This window comes from Pseudomonas svalbardensis, from assembly GCF_030053115.1.
GTDB lineage: Bacteria > Pseudomonadota > Gammaproteobacteria > Pseudomonadales > Pseudomonadaceae > Aquipseudomonas > Aquipseudomonas svalbardensis.
In genome coordinates, this window is the sequence record NZ_CP125619.1 from 3,673,930 (window position 1) to 3,698,694 (window position 24,765).

At 58.1% G+C, this 24,765-nt stretch carries 24 protein-coding genes and 2 pseudogenes; 8 read left to right on the forward strand and 18 right to left on the reverse strand.

What is annotated here, in order from left to right; genetic code table 11:
* Nucleotides 1-12 precede the first annotated feature (12 nt).
* Nucleotides 13-1,389: a glutamine synthetase family protein gene (locus tag QFX16_RS16840; RefSeq protein WP_283180580.1), complete on the reverse strand. Its 1,377-nt coding sequence runs from the start codon at nucleotides 1,387-1,389 to the stop codon at nucleotides 13-15.
* Between the two features lie 280 nt (nucleotides 1,390-1,669).
* Here QFX16_RS16840 and QFX16_RS16845 point away from each other — a divergent pair, with 280 nt between their 5' ends.
* From QFX16_RS16845 to QFX16_RS16865, 5 genes are all read left to right on the forward strand, one after another.
* Nucleotides 1,670-2,431: a gamma-glutamyl-gamma-aminobutyrate hydrolase family protein gene (locus QFX16_RS16845; protein WP_283180581.1), complete on the forward strand. Its 762-nt coding sequence runs from the start codon at nucleotides 1,670-1,672 to the stop codon at nucleotides 2,429-2,431.
* Nucleotides 2,432-2,782: 351 nt separating this feature from the next.
* The gene (potA, locus tag QFX16_RS16850) at nucleotides 2,783-3,925 is read left to right on the forward strand and encodes a polyamine ABC transporter ATP-binding protein (protein WP_283180582.1); all 1,143 of its coding nucleotides are present in this window, start codon (nucleotides 2,783-2,785) and stop codon (nucleotides 3,923-3,925) included.
* Nucleotides 3,926-3,954: 29 nt separating this feature from the next.
* Complete coding sequence (locus QFX16_RS16855; RefSeq protein WP_283184586.1) at nucleotides 3,955-4,836, forward strand: ABC transporter permease subunit; 882 nt, start codon at nucleotides 3,955-3,957, stop codon at nucleotides 4,834-4,836.
* Nucleotides 4,833-5,717 (forward strand): ABC transporter permease subunit, encoded by an 885-nt coding sequence (locus QFX16_RS16860; protein ID WP_283180583.1) that lies wholly within the window; start codon nucleotides 4,833-4,835, stop codon nucleotides 5,715-5,717. Before QFX16_RS16855 ends, QFX16_RS16860 begins: the two co-directional genes overlap by 4 nt.
* 68 nt (nucleotides 5,718-5,785) lie before the next feature.
* Nucleotides 5,786-6,883, forward strand: coding sequence for a polyamine ABC transporter substrate-binding protein (locus QFX16_RS16865; protein ID WP_283180584.1), 1,098 nt, complete (start codon nucleotides 5,786-5,788; stop codon nucleotides 6,881-6,883).
* A 157-nt stretch (nucleotides 6,884-7,040) separates the two neighbouring features.
* On the opposite strand, the gene thpR is transcribed toward QFX16_RS16865, so the two are convergent.
* Complete coding sequence (gene thpR, locus QFX16_RS16870) at nucleotides 7,041-7,580, reverse strand: RNA 2',3'-cyclic phosphodiesterase (RefSeq protein ID WP_283180585.1); 540 nt, start codon at nucleotides 7,578-7,580, stop codon at nucleotides 7,041-7,043.
* A gap of 60 nt (nucleotides 7,581-7,640) precedes the next feature.
* Between thpR and QFX16_RS16875 the strand changes: the two genes are divergently transcribed.
* Complete coding sequence (locus QFX16_RS16875) at nucleotides 7,641-7,835, forward strand: hypothetical protein (RefSeq protein ID WP_033056474.1); 195 nt, start codon at nucleotides 7,641-7,643, stop codon at nucleotides 7,833-7,835.
* 14 nt (nucleotides 7,836-7,849) lie between these two features.
* Here QFX16_RS16875 and QFX16_RS16880 read toward each other — a convergent pair whose 3' ends face one another.
* Nucleotides 7,850-8,203 carry a DUF1428 domain-containing protein gene (locus QFX16_RS16880; RefSeq protein WP_283180586.1) on the reverse strand — a complete coding sequence of 118 codons (354 nt, stop codon included), beginning with the start codon at nucleotides 8,201-8,203 and terminating at the stop codon, nucleotides 7,850-7,852.
* A 16-nt stretch (nucleotides 8,204-8,219) separates the two neighbouring features.
* Nucleotides 8,220-9,287 carry a hypothetical protein gene (locus QFX16_RS16885; RefSeq protein ID WP_283180587.1) on the reverse strand — a complete coding sequence of 356 codons (1,068 nt, stop codon included), beginning with the start codon at nucleotides 9,285-9,287 and terminating at the stop codon, nucleotides 8,220-8,222.
* Between the two features lie 296 nt (nucleotides 9,288-9,583).
* Here QFX16_RS16885 and QFX16_RS16890 point away from each other — a divergent pair, with 296 nt between their 5' ends.
* Complete coding sequence (locus tag QFX16_RS16890; RefSeq protein WP_283180588.1) at nucleotides 9,584-9,844, forward strand: hypothetical protein; 261 nt, start codon at nucleotides 9,584-9,586, stop codon at nucleotides 9,842-9,844.
* On the opposite strand, the gene QFX16_RS16895 is transcribed toward QFX16_RS16890, so the two are convergent.
* The 6 genes from QFX16_RS16895 to QFX16_RS16920 form a co-directional block, all read right to left on the reverse strand.
* Entirely contained in the window at nucleotides 9,816-10,763 is a 948-nt protein-coding gene (locus QFX16_RS16895; protein WP_283180589.1) for an NAD-dependent epimerase/dehydratase family protein, read from the reverse strand. The two genes, QFX16_RS16890 and QFX16_RS16895, sit on opposite strands and share 29 nt — an antisense overlap.
* A 3-nt stretch (nucleotides 10,764-10,766) precedes the next feature.
* Nucleotides 10,767-11,882, reverse strand: a complete 1,116-nt coding sequence (locus tag QFX16_RS16900) for an HlyD family secretion protein (RefSeq protein WP_283180590.1) — start codon at nucleotides 11,880-11,882, stop codon at nucleotides 10,767-10,769.
* Nucleotides 11,883-11,888: 6 nt separating this feature from the next.
* Nucleotides 11,889-12,737, reverse strand: a complete 849-nt coding sequence (locus tag QFX16_RS16905) for a hypothetical protein (RefSeq protein ID WP_283180591.1) — start codon at nucleotides 12,735-12,737, stop codon at nucleotides 11,889-11,891.
* Between the two features lies 1 nt (nucleotide 12,738).
* Nucleotides 12,739-14,067 carry a glycosyltransferase family 2 protein gene (locus QFX16_RS16910; protein ID WP_283180592.1) on the reverse strand — a complete coding sequence of 443 codons (1,329 nt, stop codon included), beginning with the start codon at nucleotides 14,065-14,067 and terminating at the stop codon, nucleotides 12,739-12,741.
* A 5-nt stretch (nucleotides 14,068-14,072) separates the two neighbouring features.
* The gene (locus QFX16_RS16915) at nucleotides 14,073-15,461 is read right to left on the reverse strand and encodes a TackOD1 domain-containing metal-binding protein (protein WP_283180593.1); all 1,389 of its coding nucleotides are present in this window, start codon (nucleotides 15,459-15,461) and stop codon (nucleotides 14,073-14,075) included.
* Between the two features lie 484 nt (nucleotides 15,462-15,945).
* On the reverse strand, nucleotides 15,946-16,836 hold the full coding sequence (locus QFX16_RS16920; RefSeq protein ID WP_283180594.1) for a LysR family transcriptional regulator: 891 nt from the start codon (nucleotides 16,834-16,836) through the stop codon (nucleotides 15,946-15,948).
* Between the two features lie 134 nt (nucleotides 16,837-16,970).
* Between QFX16_RS16920 and QFX16_RS16925 the strand changes: the two genes are divergently transcribed.
* Nucleotides 16,971-18,401, forward strand: a complete 1,431-nt coding sequence (locus QFX16_RS16925; RefSeq protein ID WP_283180595.1) for an MFS transporter — start codon at nucleotides 16,971-16,973, stop codon at nucleotides 18,399-18,401.
* 13 nt (nucleotides 18,402-18,414) lie between these two features.
* Here QFX16_RS16925 and QFX16_RS16930 read toward each other — a convergent pair whose 3' ends face one another.
* From QFX16_RS16930 to QFX16_RS16965, 8 genes and pseudogenes are all read right to left on the reverse strand, one after another.
* Complete coding sequence (locus QFX16_RS16930) at nucleotides 18,415-18,855, reverse strand: cupin domain-containing protein (protein ID WP_283180596.1); 441 nt, start codon at nucleotides 18,853-18,855, stop codon at nucleotides 18,415-18,417.
* A 543-nt stretch (nucleotides 18,856-19,398) separates the two neighbouring features.
* Nucleotides 19,399-19,815, reverse strand: a complete 417-nt coding sequence (locus QFX16_RS16935; protein WP_283180597.1) for an arsenate reductase ArsC — start codon at nucleotides 19,813-19,815, stop codon at nucleotides 19,399-19,401.
* 58 nt (nucleotides 19,816-19,873) lie between these two features.
* Nucleotides 19,874-20,809: a Ppx/GppA family phosphatase gene (locus QFX16_RS16940; RefSeq protein ID WP_283180598.1), complete on the reverse strand. Its 936-nt coding sequence runs from the start codon at nucleotides 20,807-20,809 to the stop codon at nucleotides 19,874-19,876.
* Between the two features lie 27 nt (nucleotides 20,810-20,836).
* Nucleotides 20,837-21,817, reverse strand: coding sequence for a CHAD domain-containing protein (locus QFX16_RS16945; protein ID WP_283180599.1), 981 nt, complete (start codon nucleotides 21,815-21,817; stop codon nucleotides 20,837-20,839).
* Nucleotides 21,818-21,892: 75 nt separating this feature from the next.
* Nucleotides 21,893-22,284, reverse strand: a pseudogene (locus QFX16_RS16950) (sugar phosphate isomerase/epimerase); the annotation flags it as partial.
* Between the two features lie 51 nt (nucleotides 22,285-22,335).
* On the reverse strand, nucleotides 22,336-23,739 hold the full coding sequence (locus QFX16_RS16955; protein WP_283180600.1) for an MFS transporter: 1,404 nt from the start codon (nucleotides 23,737-23,739) through the stop codon (nucleotides 22,336-22,338).
* 556 nt (nucleotides 23,740-24,295) lie between these two features.
* A pseudogene (locus tag QFX16_RS16960) lies at nucleotides 24,296-24,486 on the reverse strand (DUF1801 domain-containing protein); the annotation flags it as partial.
* 29 nt (nucleotides 24,487-24,515) lie between these two features.
* The gene (locus QFX16_RS16965) at nucleotides 24,516-24,752 is read right to left on the reverse strand and encodes a hypothetical protein (RefSeq protein ID WP_283180601.1); all 237 of its coding nucleotides are present in this window, start codon (nucleotides 24,750-24,752) and stop codon (nucleotides 24,516-24,518) included.
* Between the last annotated feature and the right edge of the window lie 13 nt (nucleotides 24,753-24,765).

Sequence of the window (24,765 nt, forward strand, 5' to 3'; positions counted from 1 at the left end):
CGGTGTTACCCATCAAACCGTATGCAGGTACCAGTTGTACTCAAGGTCGGAGATGGAGTTCTCGAACTCGGCCAGCTCGCTTTCCTTGCACGCCACGAACACGTCGATGTACAGCGGGTCGATGTAGCGCGACATGACTTCGCTGTCGGCTAGCTCGCGCAGTGCATCGCGCAGGTTGTTCGGCAGGCTCTGCTCGTTCTGCTCGTAGCTGTTGCCTTCAACCGGTGCGCCCGGCTCAATTTCGTTGGTCAGGCCGTGGTGAATACCGGCCAGTACCGACGCCATCAGCAAGTACGGGTTGGCATCAGCGCCCGCCACGCGGTGTTCGATACGCACGGAGTCCGACGAACCGGTCGGCACACGCACTGCCACGGTACGGTTGTCGATGCCCCAGCTCGGCGAGTTCGGCACATAGAACTGCGCGCCAAAACGACGGTACGAGTTGACGTTCGGGCAGAGGAACGCCATCTGCGCCGGCAGGGTCTCGAGCACACCGCCGATCGCGTGTCGCAGCGCGGCGTTCTGCTCGGGATCCTCGCTGGCAAAGATGTTGTTGCCTTCTTTGTCGAGAATCGAAATGTGCACGTGCAAGCCATTGCCCGCCTGGCCCGGATACGGCTTGGCCATAAACGTGGTGTCCATCTCGTGGTCGTAGGCGATGTTCTTCACCAGACGCTTGAGCAACACCGCGTAGTCGCAGGCCTTGATCGGGTCGTTGACGTGATGCAGGTTCACTTCGAACTGCGCCGGGGCGCTTTCCTTGACGATGGCGTCAGCAGGGATGCCCTGCTCTTTCGCGCCTTCAAGGATGTCTTGCAGGCAATCGACGTATTCGTCGAGGTCGTCGATCAAATACACCTGAGTCGACATCGGACGCTTGCCGGACACCGGCGAGCGTGGCGATTGCGGACGACCGTTCACGTTGTCCTGGTCGATCAGATAGAACTCGAGTTCGAACGCGGCGCAGATGGTCAGGCCCATGTCATCGAACTTACTCACGACCTGACGCAGTACTTCGCGAGGGTCAGCAAAGAACGGCTGGCCTTCGAGTTCGTGCATGGTCATTAACAGTTGCGCGGTCGGGCGCTTCTGCCAGGGCTCGATGCTGAGCGTATCAGGGATGGGGAAGCAGATTCGGTCTGAGTCGCCGATGTCCAGACCCAGGCCGGTGCTTTCCACCGTAGAACCGTTGATGTCCAGAGCGAACAGAGACGCCGGGAGGTTAATGCCTTTTTCGTAAACCTTATGAAGACTGGTGCGCTCGATGCGCTTGCCGCGCACCACACCGTTCATATCCGCAATCAGAAGGTCGACGTACAAAACCTCAGGATATTTCTTAAGGAATGCGTTTGCTTCGTTGAGTTGAACGGTACGCAGAGGGACCGACATGATGCACCTATTAGCTGTTAATTATTATGTTCACTACCTTGTTGCGAGCCCAGTCAACCCGAACGGCAAAGTGAAGTCAATAGCGAACACTTGACCTCTCCACCTTTATTTTCGTGCCTTTCTTGGGCACGAGAGTGCCAAATCAGTCTTGCGCACCGTGTAAACCCTGAAGATCGGACGTGCGGCGTTTAGAATTTTTTACATGAGAGTTGTTAATTAAAATCAACAAGGCTAAGCTCCGGAAAAGCTCGTTCAAGTGTGAAACTTCGAGGTGATAAAAATGGCACTCAAGCCATTGATCGGTGTTACTGCGTGCGTCAAACAGATTGGCCTGCACCCCTACCATGTCAGCGGCGACAAGTACTTGCGTGCTGTCAGCGTCGCGGCTTTGGGGCTGCCGGTCGTCATTCCTTCTTTAGGCGATCTGACCGAAATCGATGACCTGCTCGCGCAGCTCGACGGTCTGCTGCTGACCGGCTCCCCCTCGAATGTGGAACCCTTCCACTATCAAGGCCCCGACAGCGCCCCCGGCACGGATCACGATCCGCAACGGGACGCCACCACCCTTCCCTTATTGCGTGCGGCCATTGCGGCGGGCGTTCCGGTGCTCGGCATCTGCCGGGGCTTTCAGGAAATGAACGTGGCGTTCGGGGGCAGCCTGCATCAGAAGGTCCACGAACTCCCGGGCATGCTTGATCACCGGGAAGCGAATCATCCGGATTTGGCGGTGCAATACGCACCGGCTCACGCGGTCAACGTGCAACCGGGCGGTGTGTTCGAGGCGCTGGATTTGCCTCAGGTGTTCCAGGTCAATTCGATTCACAGCCAGGGCATCGACCAACTGGCGCCCGGCCTGCGTGCGGAAGCGATTGCGCCGGACGGTTTGATCGAGGCGATTTCGGTTGAACACAGCCCGACCTTCGCCGTTGGCGTGCAATGGCACCCGGAATGGCAGGTTCTGTCGAATCCTCCTTATTTGAGTATTTTCCAGGCGTTTGGCGATGCGTGCCGGCGACGGGCCGCGCTACGTAATAAGCGCTGACTTCAAACACGACTAAATCAATTACTGCCCCCGTGAGGCTGGCGGATACGCCTTTGCGCGCCAGTCCCTCACGACAACAACAAACGCGATAACAACAAGTACCACCAGGCAGCCAGGACGGCGGCGCCGAATAAGCCCGAGCGGTCAGCAAGCGCAATCCCCTGTAGGAGCGAAGCTTGCTCGCGAAGGCGGTGTATCAGACAACGATGATGTCGACTGACACGCCGTCTTCGCGAGCAAGCTTCGCTCCTACAGGGGTCATCGCCAACCGGTAACACCGGCTCGGGCTTGCAATCAACTATTAAGTCAGGCCGCGTTGGCCCGACGACTGAAACCTGTTGGGAGTTTCACATGGCAAACGCCTCCAGCATCTACAGGAAGGCTCTTGAAGGTCACCAGTCACCGAAAAAGGTGCTGGTGAAAGTCGACCGCGTCACCAAGAAATTCGACGAAACCACCGCGGTGGACGATGTCTCGCTTGAGATCCATCAAGGGGAAATCTTCGCCCTGCTCGGTGGTTCCGGCTCCGGTAAATCGACCCTGCTGCGCATGCTCGCAGGTTTCGAGCGCCCGACCGAAGGGCGGATTCTGCTCGACGGTGTCGACATCACCGACATGCCGCCGTACGAACGGCCGATCAACATGATGTTCCAGTCCTACGCCTTGTTCCCGCACATGACGGTGGCGCAGAACATCGCCTTCGGCCTGAAGCAGGATCGGCTGTCCAACAGCGAAATCGACGCCCGCGTTGAAGAGATGCTGCGACTGGTGCACATGACCCAATATGCCAAGCGCAAACCGCATCAACTGTCCGGTGGTCAGCGTCAGCGCGTGGCCCTGGCTCGCTCCCTGGCCAAGCGTCCGAAGCTGTTGCTGCTCGACGAACCGATGGGTGCGCTGGATAAAAAGCTGCGTTCGCAGATGCAACTGGAATTGGTTGAGATCATCGAGCGCGTCGGCGTGACCTGCGTGATGGTGACCCACGATCAGGAAGAGGCCATGACCATGGCCCAACGCATCGCGATCATGCACCTGGGCTGGATCGCGCAGATCGGCAGCCCGGTGGATATTTATGAGGCGCCGGTCAGCCGCATGGTTTGCGAATTCATCGGCAACGTGAACGCCTTCGAAGGCACGGTTGTGGAAGACCTTGAGGGTCACGCAATCATTCACAGCCCGGATCTGGAGCAAAAGATTTACGTCGGTCACGGCGTCAGCACCTCGGTGCAGGACAAGTCGATTACTTACGCGATCCGCCCGGAAAAACTGCTGGTCAGCACGACCAAACCCGATACCCGCTACAACTGGTCCGAAGGCAAAGTGCATGACATCGCCTACCTCGGCGGTCACTCGGTGTTCTACGTGGAATTGCCTGGTGGCAAGGTCGTGCAGTCGTTCATGGCCAACGCCGAACGCCGTGGCGCACGTCCGACCTGGGACGACAAGGTCTACGTGTGGTGGGAAGACGACAGCGGCGTGGTACTGCGCTCATGAAAACACTCAATCAGCAGTTCATGCGGCTGATGCCGAGTGGTCGAAAGCTCGTCATCGGGATTCCTTTCCTGTGGCTGTGCCTGTTTTTCCTGTTGCCGTTCTTCCTGGTGATGAAGATCAGCTTCTCGGAAGCGGCGCTGGCCATTCCTCCTTACTCAGAGATCTACACCTTCGCCGAGCAGAAATTTCAGCTATTGCTCAACATCGGCAACTACTCGCTGCTGACCCAAGATGAGTTGTACATCTCGGCCTACTTCGGCTCGTTGAAGGTCGCGTTTTTAAGCACGCTGATGTGCCTGGTGATCGGTTTTCCGATGGCCTACGCGATCACCAAGACCAACAAGGAAACGCAAAACGTTCTGCTGTTGCTGATCATGATGCCGACCTGGACGGCGATCCTGATCCGTGTTTATGCGTGGATGGGCATTCTCAGCAACAACGGTTTGCTCAACGGATTTCTGATGTGGACCGGGCTGACCTCGCACCCGATCGAGATCCTCAACACCAACACGGCCGTCTACATTGGGGTGGTTTACGCCTACCTGCCGTTCATGGTGTTGCCGCTGTACGCCAACCTGGTCAAGCACGATCATAGTCTGCTGGAAGCCGCGTCGGACCTGGGGTCGAGCAACTTCAACAACTTCTGGAAAATCACCGTGCCGCTGGCCAAGAACGGGATCATCGCTGGCTGCATGCTGGTGTTCATTCCGGTGGTCGGTGAGTTCGTGATTCCGGAACTGCTGGGCGGACCGGAAACCCTGATGATCGGTCGCGTGCTGTGGCAAGAGTTCTTCAATAACCGCGACTGGCCGGTGGCGTCTGCCCTGGCGGTGGTGATGCTGTTGATCCTGATTGTGCCGATTCTGCTGTTCAACCGCAGTCAGGCCAAAGAGATGGAGGCACGGGGATGAAACGCTTCGGATTTTCAAAGTTCATGCTGATTTTCGGCCTGTCGTTTATCTACCTGCCGATGTTGATTCTGGTGATCTACTCGTTCAACGCCTCGAAACTGGTAACCGTATGGGGCGGCTGGTCGTTCAAGTGGTACGCCGGCCTGCTCGATAACTCGCAACTGATGGGTTCGGTGGGGCGCTCGCTGGAAATCGCCTGCTACACCGCGATTGCCGCGGTGGCGCTGGGGACGTTGGCGGCGTTTGTGCTGACTCGCGTCACGCGCTTCAAGGGCCGTACGTTGTTCGGTGGTCTGGTGACGGCGCCGCTGGTGATGCCGGAAGTGATCACCGGTCTGTCGCTGTTGCTGCTGTTCGTGGCGATGGCGCAGTTGATCGGCTGGCCGCAGGAACGCGGCATCGTCACCATCTGGATCGCCCACACCACGTTCTGTGCGGCGTATGTGGCGGTGGTGGTTTCGGCGCGTTTGCGTGAGCTGGACCTGTCCATCGAAGAAGCGGCCATGGACCTCGGGGCGAAGCCGTTCAAGGTGTTTTTCCTGATCACCATTCCGATGATCGCGCCGTCACTGGCGGCCGGCGGCATGATGTCGTTTGCCCTGTCGCTGGATGACCTGGTCCTGGCGAGTTTCGTGTCCGGCCCGGGTTCGACGACCCTGCCGATGGAAGTGTTCTCGGCGGTGCGTCTGGGTGTGAAGCCTGAGATCAATGCGGTGGCCAGCCTGATTCTGCTCGCCGTATCGATCGTGACCTTCATGGTCTGGTACTTCAGCCGTCGCGCCGAAGCGACCCGTAAACGTGCGATCCAGGAAGCGATGGACCAGACCGCCAGCGAATCCTGGCAGCAACCTAAAAAGCAAATGGTAAAAGCGACGGCCTAGTGCCGTCGTTATTCACTGCATTGCGTCAACGATAAAAGCTCTTTAGTAGAAAGAATGGAGTTGTACCGATGAAAATGTTTGGCAGGACTCTGCTGACACTGTCCTTATTGGGCGCGATTGCCACCGGCGCCCAGGCCAATGACAAGGTACTGCGCGTCTACAACTGGTCGGATTACATCGCCCCGGACACCGTCAAGAAGTTCGAAGACGAGACCGGCATACGCGTGACCTACGATGTGTTCGACAGCAATGAAACCCTTGAGGCACGGCTGCTCGCCGGTAAATCCGGCTACGACATCGTCGTGCCGTCCAACAGTTTCCTGGCCAAGCAGATCAAGGCTGGCGTCTATCAGGAACTGGATAAGTCGAAGCTGCCGAACTGGAAAAACCTCAACCCGGTCCTGCTGAAAAATGCTGCCGCCAGCGATCCGGATAACGGCCATGCCTTCCCGTACATGTGGGGCTCGATCGGCATCGGCTTCAACCCGGAAAAGGTCAAGGAAGTGCTTGGCAGCAACGCGCCGACCAATTCCTGGGACCTGCTGTTCAAACCGGAAAACGCCGCCAAGCTGAAAGCGTGCGGCATCAGCTTCCTTGATTCGCCGACCGAGATGCTCCCGGCCGCCCTGCACTATCTGGGTTACCCGGTGAACTCGCAGAACAAGGAGCAGATCGCCGAAGCTGAAGCGCTGTTCATGAAGATTCGCCCTTCGGTGGCGTACTTCCATTCGTCGAAATACATCTCGGACCTGGCCAACGGCAACATCTGCGTGGCGGTCGGTTATTCCGGCGACGTGCTGCAAGCCAAGGCTCGTGCCCAAGAAGCGGGCGATAAGGTGAAGGTCGATTACAGCATTCCCAAGGAAGGCGCGGGCAGTTTCTACGACATGGTCGCTATCCCTCGGGATGCGGCGAACGTGGAGAACGCTTACCTGTTCATGAACTTCCTGATGCGCCCGGACATCATCGCCGAGATCACCAACAACATCGGCTACAGCAACGCCAACGCGGCGGCTACGCCTTTGGTGGACGAAGCGATTCGGGATGATCCGGGCTCGTATCCGTCGCAGGCTGTGATGGCGACGCTGTATGCGATTCCGGATATGCCGATTGGCGTTCAGCGGGTGATGACCCGGGGCTGGACGCGGGTAAAGCTCGGTAAATAAAAATTTGCAACACCACCGATCAAGTGTGGGAGCGGTGTTGTTTTCCTGTTTTCCGTTCACGCAGCGCCTTACCACCGCTGCACTCCTATCTGTAGAACGGCCTCACCTGGCTTCCTCGGTTAAGGTGAATTTGGGCGCCCTCCTCGGGCGCCTTTTTTTATGATGGAACGAGCGGCCATTCGGCCAGCGCTCGGTAGCGGCCCTTATGGGATTCGAACAGGGTGAAGTGATCGGCCCGCAGATAGAACTCGGGCGGCGTCGCGGACTCGGGCACCGGCACTCGGTAATCACGCATCAGCGTCAGATGCGGCCGAAACTCCTTCGGCGAATCCTCAAACCCGAACGGCAGCATGGCCTGCTCAAGCGCGTAAACCAGCCGAAGTAATTCCGGTGATGCCTGCTCTGGCGCTAGCACCAACACCCCTGCCCTGCGCCAGACATCCAACCGATCAAGCACAACCCTCAAAGGCACACCCGGCGTTCGAACATTGGCAGCGGCCGTGCAGATATCGGCGATTTTCGCCACCTCGACAGCGCCCAAAAACATCAACGTCAGATGAAAGCTTTCCACCGGCACCGGGCGTCCGCTCCTGAGCTCAAGTGCGCTGCGCCATTGGGCAATGGCCCGACGTTGCTCGGGCGTGCAGTTCAGGGCAAAAAACAGTCGTTTTAACGGCTCATGGGATTCGTCGCTCATATCTGGCACCTCCTGACATCCAAGTTATAGTTCATGCAAACGATGCAACTGGAGGGGGCCATGCGCGAGATCATCAGCAAGGAGCCATGGTGGGCTGTACCACCGAAACCCGGTCAGGATGAGTCCGAGCTGGAATGGGGCTGGCTGGTTCATTACAACGAAGGTGAGCCGCGCTTCGAGTTCATCAAAGAGCGGCCGACAGACAGCGAAATCCGTAATCGCAAGAGTTGCAGGATCACCCCGACGCCGGAGTGATCCTGTCGTTTATTTCAGGCTTTTACGATCATTTCGAACCCGCCAAAGATCAGCCTCTGGCCATCGAATGGCATCGGGTTGACGTCCGGTTGCATGCGCGGATCGTTCATGAGTTTTTCCATGCCGGCATCGCGGGTGGTCTTGTCGGGCCAGATGATCCAGGAAAACACCACGGTTTCGTCTTCCTTGAGTTTTACTGCCATCGGAAACGAGGTCACTTTGCCGTCAGGGACATCGTCGCCCCAGCATTCGGCGACGCTGAGGGCGCCGCCTTCCTTGAAAATGACGGCGGCGGTTTCGGCGTGCTTCTTGAATTTTTCGCGGTTGGCGGTGGGTACGGCTGCGATGAAGCCATCAACGTAGGACATGGTCGTTCTCCTTGGGTTATGGGGCGATCTGCTGGTTAGTCGATTCCGTCGGCCCCCAATCGACAGATCCGCTACCCGAACTGACCGACGGTACTTCGGCGCTCCCTGCCAGGTTGCCCTCGATCTGCGCCGCCATGTACAACGTACCGGCCATCACGCCGGTGGTCGGGTTTTGCACCAGCTTCAGCCAGGCCTTGTCGAACGTGTTACCCAGACTGCTGCGAATCAGTGCCTCGCTGTCAGGCCGGTCATTGGCCTGGATAATCGCGCGAATCCCCGCCACACCCACGGAAATCAAGCCCCCGGCCAATTTGCCCGCAGCAGCGGCCACCGCACTGGCCGCACCTCGCGGGACCATTTCGGCTTCCATCCGTTGGCTGGCGCGCTTGGCCACCGGCGCCATGGCGGTGTCGGTCGAATCCACTCCTCGGTCGCCACCTGCCTTGTGGATCTTGTCGATCAGCGCCGCGTAGGCCGGTAGCGTGTTCAGCGGTTGAGTGTGCACGACCTGATACAGCGAGGCATTCCGGGCGGGCGGCGGGCCCAGGGCAATCGCGGGAATTTTCTGGATACGGCCGTTGAGCTGAGCCATCGGCACGCCGTGGCGCTGGGAGATTCGCTGCAGTTCTTCCTGAAGAATGTCCACATAGAACGCCGCTGCCAGGCCGAGAATCGCGTCAGGATCGATCTCCACCGCGACCGGCGCCAGCACGCGCTGTCGGTATTGCTCCAGCAGATAGGCTGCCAGGCGCTTGGCCGAGGCATCCTGCTCGCCCTTGGCGCTGAGCGTGTACCAACTGACCTTCATCGACAGCCATTCCTGGGTCCAGTAACTGCTGAACCATGGAATGAAGTTTTCTTCGGTCAGTTGATAGACCCGCGTTCGCCAGTAATCCATGGCACCGCGCGCGTAGATTTTGGTCTGCTCGGTGGCCGATTGCGACGCCGCGACAATCTCCCGGTCCACCATTTGCCAGGTGCTTTGGGAAACAATCACCGGCACCACTTCCACTGGCGCACGCGCAGGCGTGGCGCATCCCGCCAACACCACCAACACGGCGACGATCAGCGAACGCAGGTTCAAGATCGCGGTTCTCTCGGGTTGAAATCAGATCAAGGGCTATATGCCTGAGTATAGGTGGCTGCCCACCTTGGGGCCGGAACAGTCAGCGATGATCCCACCATCACTTATGTCGATATTCACCATCGCCGCGAACGCCTTCCGCTCAAAAACCGTCAGCGTAGGATCAGCCTTAACCCAACGCAAAACCCCGCATCGGAGGGGCGAATCATGATTATCCATCTCCTGACCTGCCTGGCCCTGACGGCCGTCACACTGAGCGTTTTTTCCTGGTACGTCCTGTCCGAGGAGCGCACGTCATGATTCACTCCGTGACCCTGGCTGTAAGCTTTGCGGTGTTCGGCAACAACTACTATTCCCAGTCGTTCGTTTGGCGCAAAACGTTCGAACTGGTGTTCGACAAAAACTTCGAGGCTCTGCTGATGCCGTCCGCCGCCAATCACTTCAACAATGAAGTGATCGGGCTCAATGATCAGTTCCGGTTCCTGAGCGATGTGCTGGAGGAGCACCTGCTGGCGACTGAGCTCGCCGCTACCGCCCCCCGGAATCAATACTTCTGAGCAGTTGACCCAGGCCCTCGGCAAAACAGGTCGGTGAGCTCAAGGAAAAACGCTCAAGCAGGCGACGGTTGTCGGCGCGCGAATGTTTGATGTCACCGGAACGTGGCGCGTCGTAGTTCAACGTCAGGGGTCGCCCCAGGAGTTCGCTCAATGCCGCCGCCAGATCGTTAACGCTGGTGGACCGGTTAAACCCGACATTGACCGGCTCGATACACGGCTTTGACCCTCCGACCGCCTGTACCAGGACCTTTACGAGGTCATTGACGTAAACAAAATCCCTTGTTTGCTCCCCATCACCGTAAACCGTGATGGGGAGTTTTTTTTGCGCCCTCTCGCTGAAAATGCTGATGACACCGGAGTAAGGCGATGAAGGGTCCTGACGAGGTCCGTAAATATTAAAAAATCGCAGAATGACCGGTTCAAGACCGTGTTGGCGTCGGTAAAAATCGAGGAAGTGTTCGCTGGCCAGTTTGTCGGCGGCATACGGCGTCAGCGGATTCTTGGGCGTGTCCTCGGTAATCGCCATGCCCTCGCCATTGTTGCCATAGATCGCCGCACTGGACGCGTAAACCACCCGTCTTACGCCTGCCTGGCGCATGGCTTCGCAGATATTCAGCGTACCGACGAAATTGCTTTGGTGAGTCGCGACCGGGTCATCGACCGACGCCTGCACCGAGGCTACCGCCGCCAGATGCACCACCGCGCTGCAGTCTTTCATCGCCCGCTCCACCGTCGGCGCGTCGGCGACATCCCCCACCACCAGGGTCAAATGGCAGCGATCAATCGGCAAGTTCGACAATTTCCCACTGGAAAGATCGTCCAGAACCCGTACGCTATAACCACTTTCAAGGAGTGCTTCGACCAGGTGCGAACCGATGAAACCGGCACCGCCTGTCACAAGAATTCGATCAGCAGTCATGATTTATTTACTCCCCGGCGCAGTGGTGGGTGTTCGATCCATTGCAATGAAGTCGCCTATTTGCTCGATGAATTCACGGCTGTTACTGAGCATTTGTTGCCAGTCGGTGGGAAAGCGCACATTCAACGGCAGTTGATCGATTCTCCAGCGCGGCGACAGAGGGCGATCAAACCGGGCGGCGACCTGCAAGCCCATTTCGCTGGCAGCGAATGGCCCACGCAACACCGTCGGCGTGCGACCGGCGCTGTCGACAGCCTGGACAACATGGGCCGCCAACCACTCGCCATCGGGCATGCGTACGCGCAGCGGCTGGCCGATCGCGGCGTAGCTGATATTCAGCGGTTCCAGATAAATCCACAGCAGGGGCTCTTCCAGCCGCTCAAGGCGCATCAACAACGTACCCGCACCGACGTTTTCGCCGGGAGTGACCAACACCTCCGCAATTCGACCGCTCTGCGTAGCCTTGACCGACAATGCGGCGAGGCGCGTTTTCAACCACTGTTTTTCGGCGGTCTGTTGAATAATCTCGCGCTCAACGCTCAACGGCGACTGACGAGCCAATTGTTCGCGGCGCTCGAACGCCAACAGGTCTGCTTTAAAAGCATCGAGTTCGGATTGGGCGGCCAGCACTTCTCCACGAGAGACGGCGCCTGATAAAACGAGGTCCTCAAGCACCTGTACGCGCTCCTCCGTCCTGCTCACTCGGGTCCTGAGCAACTGACGTTCCCTGGTGTCCAGTTTGGTGTTGGTGGTGGGCACCGTTTTGGTCGGCATCGCAGTGAGCTGCGAGAGTCGCGCACGCCATTCGGGATTGTCGAGACTGACCAACGGCTGATCGATCTGGACCTGCTCCCCGGCCATGACGAACAGCTGATCGACCCGACCGGCATCCCGCGCGCGCACCTCAAGAATCGGCAGGCGCAATTGCGCCGGTGCGTCGATCATCAACATGCCGTAAGCCAGCTTCCCTCCCAACCAGATCAAGGGACTCGCAACCAGGAACAAGATCAAATACCAACGCACGCGAAACGCCATGCGTTTGCCCGGCGCGTAGAGCACAGTCAAACCCTGTTCCTGGGTGGGGTTCAGTTCTTTGCGACTATCGAATCGAATCTTCATGACGGCTCACCGTTTTGGAAAGTCTCGCCAGGCTTGCCAGTCAATGCCGGCAATTCCCCGTGGTTGCAGCTGTTCGCGCCAGACACTGGTCTGGTGCTGCAACTGCTCAGTCGACGCGCCGGCCCAGGATTCTGTGGCATCCAGTTGCGGCTCCGTGCTTTGCGCCAGGCGAAACTGCAGATCGGGCCAACGTTGGGCGATCTGCTCTGCCATTCGTGCGCTGTTTTTCGGGTTACGGGTGTAGATCATCAGGCTGACCTGACGCACGCCCGCCTCGGGAAGCGCGCACGGCAGACAGGTTTTTCCGGGTTTTGCCTCAGCGAACCAGCGATGGTGACTGGAGATTTCTACCGGCCATGGGCTGGCTGCTGAGGCTGCGCGCAAGGTATCGAGCAAGTCCTTCAAGCGCTGATCAGGGACCGGCACGCCCAGTTGTTCGAGTTCCAGGTCCAGGTGCAGGCTGGTGAATGAAAGCCCCTTCAGCTTCGCCAGTAAGTCGGTGAGCTGATGGCGCTCCTGCGGTTCGATCCAGGCCGGATCGCCGAGCAACAGGCTGACTTGCACCCCCTTGCCGGCCGCGTCCTGCAGCAATTGCTCCAGCCGTTGGCGCGTCGTGGCAAGGTCTTTCAACTGGGCGGACTTGAGGCCAAGGTAGATCTTGTCCATCCCGGCTTTACGCAGTTGCTCGAGCTCCGCCTTACGTTGGTCGGGATCGAGCAACGCTTCGCTGTCCCAGACATAACTGGCCTGGGACCATTGGCTCGACTGCGCCCCCACCGCCGGAGCCGAAAGGGGTTGTGCGGCCAGTATCGTGGGGGGCAACGACAGCGTCAGCAGCAGAAGTATCGATCGCATATCAAAACCTCGTGGCTCGTTTAAGCACCCACCACGGCGCCATCGAGCTTTCTTCGTGGCCCCGGCGAAAAATCTCGTTGAGCATGGCCACTGCGCTCCAGCACCGCAGGAGTAGCATGAACAGCGGAAAGAAAGGTACCAACAACCCCAGGGTCATGTCCTTTGCAGGTCGGTCGGACACCATCAACAACATGGCGCCGAACAACATCGCGGTGATCGTCAGGTACAGCGCATAGATCAGTACAAACAGAAACAACAGCGTCTTGCCCGGCAGAACAAACAACGCCAGCAAGGTGTAGCTGAAGATGAGGAACGGCAGCACCAGCTGAAAAAAGAAGCCGCTGAGCAGGATCATCAGAAAGGTCGGCCAGCCCAACAAGTTGGGGTTGATGTTGTGGTTGTGCTTTCTGATGTAGAGAAAAAACAGGTCGCCATCCCAGCGCAAGCGCTGCATCAGAAACTGACCGAGCGTAGACGGTGCATCGGTGTGTCCAATCGCTTCCGGCTCGAAGGGAATCCTCAAGTCGTGTCGCTTGAAGTAACTCTTGATGCGCAACGTCAGGTCCAGATCCTCCGCGGTGTGCGTGTTCCAGCCACCGATTTTCACCAGAAAGCTGCGGCGGAATGCCCCGAAGGCCCCCGAGACGTTATTGACCAGGTTCCATTCGGCCAGACCGATTTTCGACATGTGGATGGACAACAGGTATTCCAGAGCCTGCATCGCGGTCACCCACGAAGCCCAGACATTGCGCACTCGCAGGCTACCCGCGACCGCAGGCACCGACGGGTCCTCGAAATGGCGCACGATGGAGCTGACCATGTTGTTGTCGAAGGACGTGTCACCATCGAGCGCCATCACGATTTCACCGCTGGCAAGCGACAGGCCGGCGTTCAACGACGACACCCGCCCGCCCCTCTGCCATTTGGCGATCGGGCGCAAATGGCGTCTGGGGTACAACTGCGGATCCACGATGAAACTGCGAACGGCGCTGAGCGTCGGCTGGTTCACCGTGGCCCCGTCCACCACCGGAATCATCTCGATGTGGCCGGGGTAGGTTTGCTCGCACAGGCTTAACAGCGTGGTCTGAACATCCATCCCTTCGCTGTAGCAGGTAATGATGCAAGAGACCTTGGGCCGATAGACACTGATCTTCGGCACACGGGTGCGCCGACGTGTGAACCAGCGCAATACCCCCAGCATCACCATGATCATCAGGGGCAATTCAAAGATCAGAAATAAGGGAAAAAGCATAAAAAACAACCGGCTCAAACCATCCGGCCCCATCAACGCGCTGAGTGCGTTGTAGAGTTGCTCCAGTAAAGGGCTCATGGCGGTCACACCAACTCACTGGCCAGACGGGCCAGTAGTAGTTCGCCATCTTCCTGCTCGAGAAGATCCTGGGGCGCCGTGATGCTGACGACACGCAGGGAAATGTCGCTGACCTCCGGTGCTGAAAACAACTCGGCGACCCGGCTCAAGCGTTGTTTGACGGTTTCCAGGCCCTCGCCATCGGTATGGGGAAGCATGATCCAGAGGTACTCTTCGGTACTCCGAGAGCAGCGGTCTGTTTCCCTGACGGTTTCCTTCAATCGATCAGCCACGCTATCGATGAAAGCATGGCCGTGGTGTTCACCCAGGCGAGTCAGCGTACCGGCCAGGTTGACGAAGCGCAGACCGAGCAGTGAGAAGGCAGGCGACTGGTAGCGGCGTACGACCTGCATCTGCCAGGTCAGCAGGTCATAGAAATCCTTCCCGCCTAACAGATTGAGTCGACCGAAGTGATGGACCGTTTGATCGCTGAACTCCTGGCGGCAGCGGAAACGGCCAGCCTCGGCCAGGCGAAAATCTCTGACCTCGCGTACGCGCAACTTGTCAGGCGTGTGTGACAGGCCGCAATCCAGGCAGCGCGCCTGCACGTCGGCATCGACAAAAAACGCCTGACATGACCGACAGCGATAGTTCTCCATCGGGCGGTCGTAATCACTGCCGATATGACGCAACCGGTTCAAGCAGTTAGGGCACAACAACACCCCGTCCTTGAGAAAGGATTCCTGTGGCCCCACATGCCCACAGGTAAAGCAGTGCAATGAAGGCTGCCGTGAAATGTCCAGGGCCTGACATTCGGCACACACATCAATGTAATTGAGCCGGCCCGAGCCACACTCCGAACACAGGCGAACGCGATCGACCAAAATCCCCTCTTCCAGCCAGTCCTGCTGCACCATCAAACTGAGCCAGACAAACGAGTTGACCTGCTCGTTATCAGCCAGGGCGTCCAGCAACGGATAGCGATAATGCTGAGGCACCTCCGGGTCTCGAAGGGCATAGATGTGGGCGTTGTCGCGCAACCACAACCATGAAAGCACCCGACTTTCAAAACGCTCGGGGGCGGAACCCTGTTTGAACAACCTGTAGCGTTCTCGCCACACCCCCCAGAGGGTTCTTGTTTCGGTGGAATCGGCAGGGCACGCGCCATCACCCAAGGCTTCACACCAGCCGTTCTGATCACGGCAGCAGTAAATGAGGCTGTAGCGATAAGGGGAAATGGCGCGCAACTTTCGAAGCACCCGCCCGGCATAAACCGCTGGCAGGTCCAGCAGCAGGACATCAAATGCGGGGGCAGCCAACAAGCTACCCAGATCGGCGAAGTGCTCAAGCTCCGGAAGATTCAAGCTTGGAACTCGATTACCCAGTATCGCAATCCGTGGAGTTGGAGTCGGCATGACACATGGCCTCTGCAGACAGACAAGTACGGTTAAAAGGAGTTAGAAACACTAGCACCGCAGAAGAAAAACGTCAGTATTATTATGAAGTTATTTTTTGATATATCGACCGCCAATATTTTGCCATTAACCTTTATTGGATCCCGCGTTGCTCACCGAGCTGCGGCTCGGCAAATTGCCTCGTCATCACCAAAAATTAATCATTTATATTTCATCAGGTTATACACACTAAGTAACTCAGGCGTTACAACTATACTCACTGCTAGTTAATGGCCACCATTGATAGCATCGCGCCATTTAATTGCATTAGCAGACACTTCTCATTTGCGACATTGCCTTCCCGCCACCGCCTATACGCTAATAAGTTCAAATTATTTTTATACCAAAATCACCCAGCGATAGAACCAGAACAATCAAGCAACAGTTACATGAGTGAAACATCATTGTTTCAATAATGAACATTAGATCAAATCTGACAACTTTCTTACTCAGCACAAACATCCCGAAGGCAACCCCGCAACCAGCGATGCACAGGATCGGCATCCAGCCGCGGATGCCAGAGCATGGCGACGGTGAACGCAGGAAGAGACAACGGCAGTGCAAAGCTGTGCATGCCGGTGCGCAAGCTTGCGGTGTGGCGTTCGGGAACGCTGGCGATCAGGTCAGTGGCCCGGGCGAGCGCCAGCGCAGTGGAGAAGCCTGCAACGATTGTTGCTATCTGCCGCTCCAGTCCCAGAAGCTCAAGGGCTTCATCAATGGGTCCCTTGTCGAGCCCCCGCCGCGAGACACTGATGTGGCTGCCTGCCGCATAAAGTGCGGGGGTTATCTCGCCTTCGCTGAGTGGATGCCCCATTCGCACGACGCCAATAAATCGGTCCCGAAACAAGCCTTGCGTACGCAATTCCGGCCCAGCGGTTTTCCCCACCACTCCCGTTTCCAGATCGACCGTCCCGTCGCGCAGTGACGCGCTGTCTTTGTCGGGTTTGTGCATGAAGCGCAGCCGCACGCCAGGGGCTTGCTCGGCGACACGGGCAATCAGGTCCGCGCCAAAATTCTCGACAAAGCCTTCACTGGTACGCAGCGTGAACGTGCGGCTCAGTTGGCTTAGGTCGGGTTGCTCGGCAGGCCGAAGGACCGCTTCTGCGTCCTGCACCAGTTGGCTGACCCGCTCGCGCAGTTCGAGCGCTCGCGGGGTGGGCACCAGACCCCGCCCGGCCCTGACCAACAGCGGATCGCCGGTAGTTTCGCGCAATCGCGCCAGCGCCCGGCTCATGGCCGACGGGCTCAGGCGCAAGCGCTTGGCGGCGCGCGCCACGCTGCCTTCGGCGAGCAGCACATCAAGGGTGATCAGCAAATTGAAATCGGGAGTGGACATGCAGCGCCCCGCGGCAGAGTGAGGTGGCGTTGAACGCACGTATCAAGTGCAAATGGTGCGCCTTCCGCCATGTTAGGCCGGGGCGTAGCTTTCTGATAGCTCCGCTTCGGGAGTGGCCAGAAAAGAGGAATAGCATGAAATCACTCAGTGCAATCGCAGAGGGTGCGCAACAGACACCGTCAGTTCGGTGGGCGCTGGCCAGTCTTTCGCTGTCGATGCTGCTGTCCTCGCTCGGCACCAGCATCGCCAATGTGGGTTTGCCGACCTTGGCCGAGGTGTTTAACGCCTCCTTCCAGCACGTGCAGTGGATTGTCCTCGCCTACCTTCTGGCGATTACTACCCTGATCGTCGGTGTCGGTCGGCTCGGAGACATCACGGGTCGTCGGCGGTTGCTTTTGGCCGGCATCGGCGTGTTCACCCTGGCGTCGGCCCTGTGCGGCTTTGCGCCCACGCTCTGGCTGCTGATTGGCGCCCGCGCGCTGCAAGGCCTCGGTGCGGCAATCATGATGGCGCTGACGATGGCCTTTGTCGGCGAGACGGTGACGAAGGCTAAAACCGGCAGCGCCATGGGCTTGCTCGGGACGATGTCGGCGATAGGTACCGCGATGGGGCCGTCGCTCGGTGGCCTGCTGATTGGCGGGCTCGGTTGGCAGGCGATTTTCCTCATCACCGTACCGCCGGGCTTGTTGACGCTGGTGCTCGCGCATCGCTACTTGCCTGCCGACCGCCAAAAGCCCAAGGCCGATCGCGCCGGCTTCGACCCGCTGGGCACATTGCTGCTGGCGTTGACACTCGCCGCTTATGCGCTGGCGATGACCCTTGGGCGAGGCAGTTTCGGCCCGCTTAACATCGCCTTGCTGTTGGCGGCGGGCGGCGGCGTCGGCCTCTTCGTGTTCGCCGAGGCTCGAGTCACCTCACCGTTGATTCGGTTGGCGATGTTCCGTGATCCCGTGCTCAGTGGCAGCCTCGCCATGAGCCTGCTCGTCGCGACAGTGATGATGGCGACGCTCGTGGTCGGCCCCTTCTATCTCGCGCATGGGCTGGGGCTCGATGCCGTACTGGTTGGACTGGTCTTGTCGGTCGGGCCGTTTGTCGCGGCACTGACGGGTGTGCCCGCTGGACGTATTGCCGACCGCTTTGGCGCCCAACGCATGACCCTCGCCGGGCTCATCGCCATGGCGACCGGATGCCTCACGTTATCGGTATTGCCGGAGACGTTCGGCATCGGCGGCTATCTCTTGCCCATGGTCGTGATAACCCTCGGCTATGCCCTGTTCCAGACAGCCAACAACACGGCGGTCATGGCGGATGTTCAGCCGGACCAGCGAGGCGTCATCTCCGGCATGCTCAACCTGTCGCGCAATCTGGGGCTCATCACAGGTGCGTCCGTCCTGGGCGCGGTGTTCGCGCTCGTATCGGCCTCGGTCGACATTGCAACGGCGCGACCCGAAGCGGTTGCCAGCGGTCTGCGGATCACCTTCGCCGTGGCGCTGGTGCTGATCGCTGTCGCACTGGCCATCGCGTTGGGAAGCCGCGCGCTGGCAGTGCGTCGTGACCGCCGATAACCCGATACCTCGTTTACTTTTCCAGCACGACCAGTGGTGTGTCTTTTTTCACAATGTACGTCGCCAGCTCAGACGCTTTGTTCGCGCCGACGTTCTTCGCGACGTGCGCGGTGCCTGCGGGGATGTACAAGGAATCGCCAGCCTTAAGCGTTACCGGTGGCCGCCCCTCAAGCTGATATTCAAACGTGCCCTCAATCACGTAGGCCACTTCCACCCCGGGATGAGAATGCTTGGGGGAGGTCACACCCGGTTCGAAATCAACGCGAACCTGGATCACTTCACGCCCGGAGACGTCGAGGTCCTGGCGCAGCAGATCGGTGCGGTGAAGACCCGCCTGCCAGCTTTTTACTGGAGGCGCCTCTTGTGCTTGAGAGACGCCCGCGAAGGCGGTGAGTGCCGCGGCAAAGGCGACGCCGAGCATGCCAGCGGTGATACGGTGGTTGAAACGGGACATGGCATTTCTCCAATCTGTGCGCGGGAATATCGCGCGGAGCTTGCCGCGGATGCGGTGGCTCTATTCAGAGGCCGCCGTGTATCGCGCAAGTGTCGGAATGCCTTGGATTTGTATGCGAAGTTAGCTGCAGCCGCGCGGGATACGTTCCGATACAAACAGATCCGGCGCACACGAAAAAGCCCGCACAAGGCGGGCTTCGAAATCGAGTAGGTGGCCGGTGCTGGTCTCCGGCTTACAAGGTTTATCAGGACTCCCACAGAACAGTTTTGTGCTGTCCTGCTTCACACGGCATAAGGGCTGGATCTCAGCGCGGAGATCTTTCTAACCGTGTACCCTTCGGAACGCGCCCCACGTTTCCTCGCCATCCGCTTGCGCATCAGTCTGCGTCTTCACCTACACCTTCAAGATTAGTACAAACTCCAAAGCGCAAGGCGGGCTTTTTAGAACGATTTTGCCCTGTGGGTAGCGCTACAGGATGGAAAAACACTAACACCAGTGACACACCTCACTGGGTCAAAGCACAGTGCCGGCCCCTCCCTCGATCTATGACTGCCTGGTCTTCACGGTGACGAACATTTTGATGCGGTCGTGAATTTCCTGGAGGGCATGACGAAAAGGCTCATGGCGCTCACTGGTCGCCGGATCTTCGAAGCTCCACACCATCACCTCGCCGGAAGTTGGCATCCGGGAGGCTTCTTCGGACGATTTATCACACAGGGTGATGACATAGTCGAACGGCTGCCCCTCAAACTCATCGATTGCTTTACTACGTAACCCCGCGCGGTTTACCCCAATGTGATCGAGAGATTCCAAGGTGCGTGAGTCGATCTCACTGGCCTCAAGGCCAGCGCTGAAGGCTTCGAAGCGTACCGAGTCAGTGTGTCGCAGCAGTGCTTCTGCCATGAGTGATCGAACGTCATTTTTCGCACAAACGAACAGCACTCGACATTTGTCAGTCATAACGTTCTTCCCCTGTTTCAAACTGTTGGCCTTCATCGAGGCAAGGTTGCTGGGTTGATCAGTGTTTACTCATCAGTCCATGCAGAACGCCGAACCTCAGACCCGGCTCGGAAGGCGTCATATGCGAGACACCAAATACCTTGAATGCCGCCAGCATGAGCACCAGCCCCCCAGGCAAGATGCTCTGGCGGTGGGTTTGCAAGCCCGCCAGGCCGAGCTGTTTGACATGCCCCACTTCAAGCAGGCGCAACGACAAACGCAACAGACCGCTGTAGGTGATGCCGCTTTCGCCATAGTCGTTCAACCCGTTGGCCTTGAGGACTTTGGCCAGCATCCGTGCGGTGCCTGAAGAGCCAATCACCTGCTGCCAACCCAGCGCGCGATAACGACGTGCCACTTTTTCAAATTGTAGAGTGGCGACGCGCTCAGCTTCCAGGAGCGCCTGAGCCGTGATACAGCCACCCTGAAAGTAACGCGCGCCGAAGGTGCCGCTCCCTATCGCAATACTCTCGGTCATCAGGGGCTGCGCGCCCTGCCCCAGAATCAATTCAGTGGAGCCGCCACCGATATCCACGACCAATCGCCTGTTTTCGGTACCGGGTATAGTATGGGCAACACCGGCGTACACCAGTCGGGCCTCTTCATGCCCAGAGATGACGTCAATACGAAACCCCAGATGCCGCTCCGCGCTGGCCAAAAACAGTTGCGCATTGTCGGCTTCGCGCACGGCACTGGTCGCCACCGCCCGCACACGACCGGCCTCGAAGCCGCGTAACTTTTTGCCAAATCGCGCGAGCGCTTGCCATCCCCGATCCAGAGCCAACTCGTCCAGCGCGCCGCCATGAGACCCCTCCGCCAAACGGACAGGTTCACGCAGGGTTTTCACCTCCTGGATCACGAACCCCTGACGCCGTCTGACTGACTGGCCGATCATCATGCGAAACGCATTAGAACCAAGGTCAATGGCTGCAAATAGAGAGGCGTCTCCTTTCATGGGGGGATTCCTTGCAAGCTGAGCGCACTAGGCGGTTTGCGAGGATCTTGCCATGGGGTCGATGACGCTAAGATGACACCCGCTGCCCTTTACGGATGAGCAGACTCCAGGATCGCGGGTCTTGAGGATGTGATCTTCGAAGGACGCAAAAAATGTGTCATCGCTGTAACCTTCGACAGTAATACTCAGGCTATACAACGCGTGCTCGTTCTTCTGCTGCCACTGTAGGCGGCTTTTTTTGCCTGATGATTTTGGCAGCCGTTTTGCCAAGCCTACCAATTGGGTCTCGGCTTTTTCGAGAGCGGTCGCTGCGCAGCTCTGCCAAATCTTTTCCAGCGGGCGCAGGTCGGATTCGATCAGCGCCTTTTGGCACCATTGATAATGGTCATGCCAGGAGCCCAAAGCCGATTGCAGTGCCTTGAGAGAACTCGCCGCTTTCCGCGAGAGAGGTGAAAGCTTGGGAAAAGCTTCCGTGAGGTAGCGCGTGCGCTTGACCAGGATTCTCAACTCGTGCCGATCGAACTCAGCGTCATCCACGGCAGCATGCAGCCGGTCAATCTGCTTCTTCAGTGCTTTTTCAATTTGAGGTTGGATGTGCTTTAAACCGCCGTTGACTTCCACTGAGCGAAAAATGGAAGGCCATTCATCCAATTGGATGAACAGGTTGTTGAGGTGTGGGCTTTTTAGAACCCTGGTGTAGTGAGATGCCAAGCGCGCTTTCCTGACCTGAACCTGGGCAGGAAAGCCCCTGCCCTCCAGTTCCTGAATCATCACCTCCAGATCCCGAGCGGGCGCAGTCAGCCTTCCCACTTCAGCTGCCGCGATGTTCAGCGTCGCCACCTCATTCATGGCGCGCATCGGTCGGAGCAAACTCCTGATACGCCTCACGGCGATCCTCAGATCATGCAACGCTTCGCTATCCGTTCGTGCTTCCAACCGAGCATGGGCGTGATACAGGGCAACCTGAAGCGCCAGTATCTCAGCAACGAACTTGTCGACGAATGCCATTCGGTCATCTCATTGAAACGGAATTGACACGAGCTTAGCAGAGGCAGCGACCATCACATATTGACCACCTTGAGATCATTCCTGGCACCCTTTCCAGACCTTGCGCATCAGCTCCTTCAGCATCAACGCCTCGGCCCAGCGATCGGTGATGTCACTTCCGTGGGCACCCGTCATTGCATACGGCGGCGGACCGAGTTCACAGGTAAAGGACAGGCTGGCGGGTGTGTTCGGTCGGGCCAGCCAATCCTCAATCCCATAGCGCCACCAGCCCAGGAAACGCTCCAGTCAGGGTCGATGCAGGAGACCTGTTCGCCATTGGCGACGCGACCATGAAACCCCCAACTGTGACGCAGGATGGTATGGATCTGCTCGTCGTCCTCGGCAGTGGCCGGCTCTGGCAGTTCGCGGCCCACGACATAGTGGGACAAGTCGGCCATCAGTTTGAGATCGGGCATTTCAGCGAGGATGTGGGCGCATGGCCTGCGGACGGGACGTCAGCAGGCCATGCGCGTCGCCGTTTACAGGTCGGTGATTTCCTTATGGCGTGGCACTAGCGTCTTCATCACACTCCACGCCACCAGATAGGCCACCGCACAGATGGCAAACATGATCATGTAGCCGGTATGGATATCGCCGATCAGTTTGTAATGGTCGATCACCCAACCGCCGGTCTTGGTCATCACGACGCCGCCCAAGCCACCTGCCAAACCACCAATACCGACCACCGAAGCGATGGTTTTCTGCGGGAACATGTCGGACACGGTGGTGAAGATATTGCACGACCACGCCTGGTGTGCGGATGCGCCCACGCCGATCAGCAGCACCGGCACCCAGAAACTGATGTAACCGAATGGCTGCGCCAGCAGTACCAGCAGCGGGAAGAAGGCGATCACCAGCATGGCTTTCATACGGCCGTCATACGGCGCGTCGCCGCGTGCCATGAAATAGCTGGGGAACCAGCCGCCGCCGATACTGCCCACCATGGTCATGCTGTACAGCACGGCCAGCGGCAACACGATGGCCTGGCCCTTCATGCCGTATTGCGCCGACAGGTAGGTCGGAAGCCAGAACAGGAAGAACCACCACACGCCGTCGGTCATGAATTTGCCAAAGGCAAAGGCCCAGGTCTGGCGGTAGGTCAGCAACTTGAACCACGATACTTTTTTGGCGGCGGCACCCGAGTCTGTGCCGGTGAGCGCTTGTGCGCCCTGATCGCTGCGAATGTAGGCCAGCTCTTGCACCGACAGGCGTTTTTGCTGCTCCGGTTTTTCGTACAGCGCAATCCATACCACCACCCAAACGAAGCCCAACGCACCGATCACGATGAACGCCGCTTCCCAGCCCCAAAGGCCGGCAATCAGCGGCACGCAGATCGGCGCCAGGATCGCGCCCACATTGGCGCCGGAGTTGAAGATACCGGTGGCGAACGAACGCTCCTTCTTCGGGAAGTATTCGGCGGTGGCCTTGATGGCAATCGGGAAGTTACCCGCTTCGCCGATCGCCAGCACGGCGCGCGACAGCATGAAACCGGCGATCGAAACCGGGATGACGGCAAGGCCCAAGGCGCTGCTGATGCCGGCAATACCCTCGCCCATCGGCTCCGCAAAGGCGTGCATGATCGCGCCGGTCGACCAGATGCAGATCGCTACCACATAGGCCTTCTTGGTGCCGATCTTGTCAACGAAGCGCCCGGCGAACAGCATGGAGATCGCGTACACAAACTGAAAGACAGAGGCGATGTTCGCGTAATCGGTGTTACTCCAGCCAAATTGCGTCGACAGATCCGGCGCCAACAGACTCAGTACCTGGCGGTCCAGGTAATTGACGGTGGTGGCAAAAAACAACAGCGCGCAAATCGTCCAGCGGTACTTGCCGACGGCCTGGCCGATTCGTTGCGGATTGATGGGCTCGTTCAGATTCATGGCATCACTTTATTGTTGGATTATGGTGATGATCTCTCGGTTTCAAGCGAGATCAATTGTGTCGTAGAGCATCGTCAAAACGCGATGAGTCCACGCCACTGTATTGCGGGCTCGAAAATGGGTATTCCATGCTCAGCGGCTGGAGTTGGACATCTAGCAAGAGCTATGGAGCGTTTGGTGGGACAGTCGTATGCAACAGGCCTGACTGCAGGAATGGGCAAGCAGTCAAGGTCGAACCGTAAGAAGCGGCATTCAGGGGGATGCGCAGGCGGGTTGAATTCATGATGGGGCCGACACTCGTTTTTATTTTTAGTGTTTAACAGTCGATGATCGTCTGTCGTCGTACAACCATGCCTTTTATAGCGAGTTGACTACCTGGCTGTCAATCTGAAAAAGCAGCCGTTCGTCTCGACAAAGACTGCCCGTTAACATTGCTATATCGTACACACGCTGCTGATTGCTGGACCGTTAGACTTTTGACGTTTCGGGTGTTAATCGCAGGGTATGGAAGATTTGATGATTGAGCATTGTTGTACGACAACACACCTCATAAGCCATGACCTTCGAGGCTGGCGTTGAAGAGGCCTGAAGGGTCTTCCAGCGAAGCGCCCTTGGCAAACGTCAGCTTCACGACCTGCTTGTAGGTCTGACCGGTGCAGATGATTCCGGCGTGCGACCACACTGGAGCCCCCGCCACTTCCATTCCTCGACCACGTCGGGGTCGGTCTGCTGGATGAGCGTTCGGACTTCTTTATGAGGGTGTCCAAAACCGGGCTTTACAGCGTTTTTTGACTGTTGCCGAGGGTCTTGGCCTTTTCGATCCCCCAGTCAAAGGCTGCCTCCATGTCCAGCAGATGCGGTTTTGGATCGTGGTCCTCAAAAATGGCCGTGCCGTCCGGCCGGTAAACACCGATGAACATTCCCAATGAGCCGTCATTCAATATCTCGGCTTTGACCTCGATCTTGCATCCGTTCGACAGCGTTTCCTTGTGGTGCATATGGCGTTCAGTCATGGCTGCATTTCTC

Bases quoted from the DNA above. Each gene is read 5' to 3' on its own strand.
- QFX16_RS16915 (WP_283180593.1), bottom strand. From the start codon at position 15,461: ATGCCGACTCCAACTCCACGGATTGCGATACTGGGTAATCGAGTTCCA.
- potA (WP_283180582.1), top strand. From the start codon at position 2,783: ATGGCAAACGCCTCCAGCATCTACAGGAAGGCTCTTGAAGGTCACCAG.
- QFX16_RS16945 (WP_283180599.1), bottom strand. From the start codon at position 21,817: ATGGCATTCGTCGACAAGTTCGTTGCTGAGATACTGGCGCTTCAGGTT.
- QFX16_RS16925 (WP_283180595.1), top strand. From the start codon at position 16,971: ATGAAATCACTCAGTGCAATCGCAGAGGGTGCGCAACAGACACCGTCA.
- QFX16_RS16930 (WP_283180596.1), bottom strand. From the start codon at position 18,855: ATGTCCCGTTTCAACCACCGTATCACCGCTGGCATGCTCGGCGTCGCC.
- QFX16_RS16865 (WP_283180584.1), top strand. From the start codon at position 5,786: ATGAAAATGTTTGGCAGGACTCTGCTGACACTGTCCTTATTGGGCGCG.
- QFX16_RS16880 (WP_283180586.1), bottom strand. From the start codon at position 8,203: ATGTCCTACGTTGATGGCTTCATCGCAGCCGTACCCACCGCCAACCGC.
- QFX16_RS16855 (WP_283184586.1), top strand. From the start codon at position 3,955: ATGCCGAGTGGTCGAAAGCTCGTCATCGGGATTCCTTTCCTGTGGCTG.
- QFX16_RS16905 (WP_283180591.1), bottom strand. From the start codon at position 12,737: ATGCGATCGATACTTCTGCTGCTGACGCTGTCGTTGCCCCCCACGATA.
- QFX16_RS16845 (WP_283180581.1), top strand. From the start codon at position 1,670: ATGGCACTCAAGCCATTGATCGGTGTTACTGCGTGCGTCAAACAGATT.
- QFX16_RS16935 (WP_283180597.1), bottom strand. From the start codon at position 19,815: ATGACTGACAAATGTCGAGTGCTGTTCGTTTGTGCGAAAAATGACGTT.
- QFX16_RS16940 (WP_283180598.1), bottom strand. From the start codon at position 20,809: ATGAAAGGAGACGCCTCTCTATTTGCAGCCATTGACCTTGGTTCTAAT.
- QFX16_RS16900 (WP_283180590.1), bottom strand. From the start codon at position 11,882: ATGAAGATTCGATTCGATAGTCGCAAAGAACTGAACCCCACCCAGGAA.
- QFX16_RS16920 (WP_283180594.1), bottom strand. From the start codon at position 16,836: ATGTCCACTCCCGATTTCAATTTGCTGATCACCCTTGATGTGCTGCTC.
- QFX16_RS16840 (WP_283180580.1), bottom strand. From the start codon at position 1,389: ATGTCGGTCCCTCTGCGTACCGTTCAACTCAACGAAGCAAACGCATTC.
- QFX16_RS16895 (WP_283180589.1), bottom strand. From the start codon at position 10,763: ATGACTGCTGATCGAATTCTTGTGACAGGCGGTGCCGGTTTCATCGGT.
- QFX16_RS16955 (WP_283180600.1), bottom strand. From the start codon at position 23,739: ATGAATCTGAACGAGCCCATCAATCCGCAACGAATCGGCCAGGCCGTC.
- QFX16_RS16890 (WP_283180588.1), top strand. From the start codon at position 9,584: ATGATTCACTCCGTGACCCTGGCTGTAAGCTTTGCGGTGTTCGGCAAC.
- QFX16_RS16965 (WP_283180601.1), bottom strand. From the start codon at position 24,752: ATGACTGAACGCCATATGCACCACAAGGAAACGCTGTCGAACGGATGC.
- QFX16_RS16860 (WP_283180583.1), top strand. From the start codon at position 4,833: ATGAAACGCTTCGGATTTTCAAAGTTCATGCTGATTTTCGGCCTGTCG.
- QFX16_RS16875 (WP_033056474.1), top strand. From the start codon at position 7,641: ATGCGCGAGATCATCAGCAAGGAGCCATGGTGGGCTGTACCACCGAAA.
- QFX16_RS16910 (WP_283180592.1), bottom strand. From the start codon at position 14,067: ATGAGCCCTTTACTGGAGCAACTCTACAACGCACTCAGCGCGTTGATG.
- thpR (WP_283180585.1), bottom strand. From the start codon at position 7,580: ATGAGCGACGAATCCCATGAGCCGTTAAAACGACTGTTTTTTGCCCTG.